At 59.3% G+C, this 3840-nt stretch carries 5 protein-coding genes; 1 reads left to right on the top strand and 4 read right to left on the bottom strand.

Going from position 1 to position 3840, the window contains the following annotated elements; all coding sequences use genetic code 11:
* Positions 1–953, top strand: a 953-nt coding sequence (locus KGB27_RS31105; protein WP_223557368.1) for a nitrilase-related carbon-nitrogen hydrolase, incomplete at its 5' end; no start/stop codon positions are given.
* Positions 954–1409: 456 nt separating this feature from the next.
* Here KGB27_RS31105 and KGB27_RS31100 read toward each other — a convergent pair.
* From KGB27_RS31100 to KGB27_RS31085, 4 genes are read right to left on the bottom strand one after another with little or no spacing between them, the layout of a single operon-like run.
* On the bottom strand, positions 1410–2108 hold the full coding sequence (locus KGB27_RS31100) for a dienelactone hydrolase family protein (RefSeq protein ID WP_223557367.1): 699 nt from the start codon (positions 2106–2108) through the stop codon (positions 1410–1412).
* Positions 2109–2145: 37 nt separating this feature from the next.
* Entirely contained in the window at positions 2146–2769 is a 624-nt protein-coding gene (locus KGB27_RS31095) for a glutathione S-transferase family protein (protein WP_008043943.1), read from the bottom strand.
* Between the two features lie 56 nt (positions 2770–2825).
* On the bottom strand, positions 2826–3341 hold the full coding sequence (locus KGB27_RS31090) for a DoxX family protein (RefSeq protein ID WP_008028137.1): 516 nt from the start codon (positions 3339–3341) through the stop codon (positions 2826–2828).
* A gap of 53 nt (positions 3342–3394) precedes the next feature.
* A complete protein-coding gene (locus KGB27_RS31085; RefSeq protein ID WP_008043946.1) occupies positions 3395–3598 on the bottom strand; it encodes a hypothetical protein in 204 nt (67 codons plus the stop codon).
* Positions 3599–3840 lie beyond the last annotated feature (242 nt).

Raw genomic sequence — 3840 nt, 5'->3', positions numbered from 1 at the left:
CCGCTGCCGTCCAGATCGCACCTGTGCTCTACAGCCGTGAAGGCACTGTAGAAAAGGTCGTCAACAAGATCCATGAACTCGGCGAGAAAGGCGTGCAGTTCGCCGTTTTCCCGGAAACCATCGTTCCGTACTACCCGTACTTTTCCTTTGTGCAGGCGCCGTTCGAAATGGGTTCCGAGCACTACAAATTGCTCGATCAGGCCGTCGTCGTGCCTTCCGCGACCACCGATGCCATTGGCAAAGCCGCCAAGGACGCCAACATGGTGGTGTCCATCGGCGTCAACGAGCGCGATGGCAGTACCCTCTACAACACGCAATTGCTGTTCGATGCGGACGGCACCCTGATTCAGGCCCGTCGCAAGATTTCGCCGACCTATCATGAGCGCATGATCTGGGGCATGGGCGATGGTTCCGGCCTGCGCGCAATCGACAGCGCTGTTGGCCGCATTGGTCAACTGGCCTGCTGGGAACACTACAACCCGCTGGCGCGTTATGCCTTGATCGAGGATGGCGAACAGATTCACGCCTCGATGTACCCCGGTTCGTTCGCCGGTGAGCGGTTTACCCGCCAGATGGAAGTCAGCATCCGCATGCACGCGCTGGAATCGGCGTGCTTCGTGGTCAACTCGACGGGCTGGTTGTACCCGGAACAGCAGGCACAAATCATGGCTGACACCGGTTGCGGCATTGGTCCGATCTCCGGCGGTTGCTACACCGCGATCATCGATCCGCAAGGTGAAGTCGTCGGCGCACTGACCGAAGGTGAAGGCGAAGTCATTGCCGACATCGACTTGTTCCAGATCGAAGTGCGTAAGCGTCAGATGGATGGGCGCGGCCACTACAGCCGTCCGGAAATCCTCAGCCTGAACATCGACCGCACACCGCATCGCCATGTGCACGAGCGCAACGCACAGCCGAAGCTGGCCGACACTGCGCAAGCGGAAGAGTTGTGATTATGAAAGTCATGACGATCAATCAATAAACGCCAAACCTGTAGGAGCCAGGCTTGCCGGCGAAGGCGTCTTTGAAATCGCCATCGTCGGAACGCCGCCCGCAGCAAGCCGGCTCCTACAGGTTTTGCGTCAACCCGCGACCCCGAACACACCCGAGATCTGTAGGAGCACGGCTTGCCGGCGAAGGCGTCAGTGAAATCGCCATCGCCAGCAAGCTGGCTCCTACAGGTTTTGCGTCAACCCGCGATCCCGAACACACCCGAGATCTGTAGGAGCACGGCTTGCCGGCGAAGGCGTCTTTGAAATCGCCATCGCCAGCAAGCTGGCTCCTACAGGTTTTGCGTCAACCCGCGACCCCGAACACACCTGTGATCCGTAGGAGCCGGCTTGCTGGCGAAGGCGTCAGTGAAATCGCCATCACCAGCAAGCCGGACTCCTACCCAAAGCGTGTCGGTCTTAGAGTTCCATGCCCAGGAAGATCAGCGTATTGCCATGGGCTTCAGCCGCGGCACGCTGGTTGTAGCTGTCGCGATGCGAGCAGTTGAAGCCATGCTCGGCTTCCGGGTAAACCACGATTTCAACGTTATCGTTGTTGTCGAAACGCTCGGCGATTTTTTCCACGGCTTCCAGCGGGATATGGCTGTCCTGTTCGCCGAAGTGCATCAGCAGCGGCACTTCGATTTCGTCGGCGCGGTCCAGTTGGTTCTGGATGCCGCCGCCGTAATAGGCGATCGCCACGTCCACTAGGCCATTGGCAGCGGTGTGGTAGGAGAGCAAGCCGCCGAAGCAATAGCCGATGGAGGCAATGCCGCCATCCAGACCCGGTTGTGCTTTCAAAGCGTCGATGGCCAGCTCGATGTCTTTCTGCGCTTTGCCGACGTCGGTGGCGTTCATCAATTCGACGGCGCGTTTCCAGCCGGCTTCGTCGTAGGTCAGTTCAATGCGCGGGCCGTTGCGCCAGAACAGGTCCGGTACGATCACCAGGTAGCCGTCGGCGGCATATTGCTCGGCGACCGAGCGGATGTGTTCATTCACACCGAAGATCTCCTGGATCAGCACAATCCCCGGGCCTTTCTGGGTATGCGGAATCGCCAGGTAAGCGCCGAATTTACCTTCAGCGCTGTCGATCTCGATCCATTGGGTGGTCACGCTCATGGTGGCTCCTGTCTTCGCAAGTGAGTTGGGGCGTAGCTTAATGCGGCTGTGTGGCTTTGAAGCTCGTCAGCCCCTGCATCCGTTTCCACCAGCTGTTGAAGCCGTCCACGGCAAATACCTGCGGCGCATCCGGGGTCATCGCGATGTAGGCGCAACCCGGTGCCAGGTAGAAGTCGCCGATGCTCGGTTCAAGGCCGGCGATATATGGATCGGTGCCTTTAATCTTCATCAACTCGCGCAGCACTCGTTTCGAGTTCTCGATGCCTTGGCGGCGCGAATCTTCATTCTGCCCGCCAATGAAGTCGGGAAACAGATGGTAGCCGAACACCGAGACCAGCGCGCCATAACCGTAGGAATCATAAATGCCCTGGGCCATGTGGGTGCGCGCACGGTCGTGGGCGTTGTCCGGGGTGATTGACGGGCCGGGCAGGACTTCGTCCAGATAGGCAATGATCGCGCCGGTTTCGATTACCCGAAAGCCGTCGTGGTCAACGACGGGCACCTTGCCGAACGGGTGGCGCACCAGATGCTCCGGCAGGTGCGGTTCCCCTTTGATCACGTTGACCTGCACCTGTTCGAAGTCCGCGTCTTTTTCCACCAGCAACATCTTCACTGTGCGCACATAAGTACTGCCGTCAAAACCGTAGAGAGTGAGACTCATGGCGATTGCTCCTGTTCTATTGGGAGTGGCAGGTACGTTATCGAAACGCCGGCGCCTCAGCGGTGGTTGCGACGCCAGAAGAAGCGAGCCAACAACGTATCGAGACTGAGCTTGCCGGCACCCGAGAGCAACAGCGGCATCAGGGCGGCGAGGTAAATCAGCGGCAGTTTGAAGTTGCCGTAGCCCTTGTTGCTGATGGAGTAACCCTGAGCAAGCTCACTCAATGTAGACCAATCGGCCGGCCAGTGGACGGCGGCCGTCGCAACAAGGGTGACCACGATCAACGCGATGGCCGAAATCCGCGTGCCAAGGCCGACGAGGATGGCGAGGGCGCAAAGCAGTTCGGCCCACATCGACAGTTCCCAGTTCAGCGTCGCCGGTATCTGGTCGAAGGGAAACGGGAAGCGATCCTGAATGTCGGCGAACCAGTTTTCGCCATTCCATTTTTCCAGGCCTGACTCGAAAAATTCCCAGGCAATGAACAACCGCAGGGTCAATGGGGCGAGCCAGCTACCGGCACGGTCGAGATTCAGGTGCAGGCCTTTCACGGCCGACGAGATTGCAGAGTTCATGGACGTGGTCTCCGTTCAGTCAGGGATGCGGGGCTCGCGGCCCCGCGCAAGGGTTACTCGCCGGCGCCGCACTTGCCTTCGCCGCATTTGCCTTCAGCCGGTTTTTCCGCGGTGTCGGCGTGGGCCTGGCTGTAGCCGTGGGCCAGCTGTTTCATGCTGAACGCTTCGGACTCGGAGGCCGACGCAACGTTGGACAGGGCCAGGCCGCCGGCGATGATCAGGCCGAGGGTCAGGGAGGAAGTCGAGAGCTTGAACATGGTGATACTCCGTAGCATTGAATGAATTGAGCGCTTTGATCGGCTGAGCCAATCGACAGGCACATTTCATCAATCGGGTGTATCTGCGATGTGTCGTTGGGGTGGGGTTTTATGGCCGGGGTGTGTCAAGGGCGGGGCTGTACACACTCTGATACGTAACCCCCGAAATTTCCTTGGCCCCCCCCCACAAATCACTGTAGGAGCCGGCTTGCCGGCGATGGCGTCCGTTCAGGCGATAAATG

The sequence above is a fragment of the Pseudomonas sp. BF-R-01 genome (assembly GCF_019946615.1).
In the GTDB taxonomy this organism is placed as follows: domain Bacteria; phylum Pseudomonadota; class Gammaproteobacteria; order Pseudomonadales; family Pseudomonadaceae; genus Aquipseudomonas; species Aquipseudomonas migulae.
This window is presented reverse-complemented; position numbering and strand designations above follow the sequence as displayed.

Excerpts from the sequence above, each read along its gene's own strand:
- KGB27_RS31095 (WP_008043943.1), bottom strand. The coding sequence starts at position 2,769 with ATGAGTCTCACTCTCTACGGTTTTGACGGCAGTACTTATGTGCGCACA.
- KGB27_RS31100 (WP_223557367.1), bottom strand. The coding sequence starts at position 2,108 with ATGAGCGTGACCACCCAATGGATCGAGATCGACAGCGCTGAAGGTAAA.
- KGB27_RS31085 (WP_008043946.1), bottom strand. The coding sequence starts at position 3,598 with ATGTTCAAGCTCTCGACTTCCTCCCTGACCCTCGGCCTGATCATCGCC.
- KGB27_RS31090 (WP_008028137.1), bottom strand. The coding sequence starts at position 3,341 with ATGAACTCTGCAATCTCGTCGGCCGTGAAAGGCCTGCACCTGAATCTC.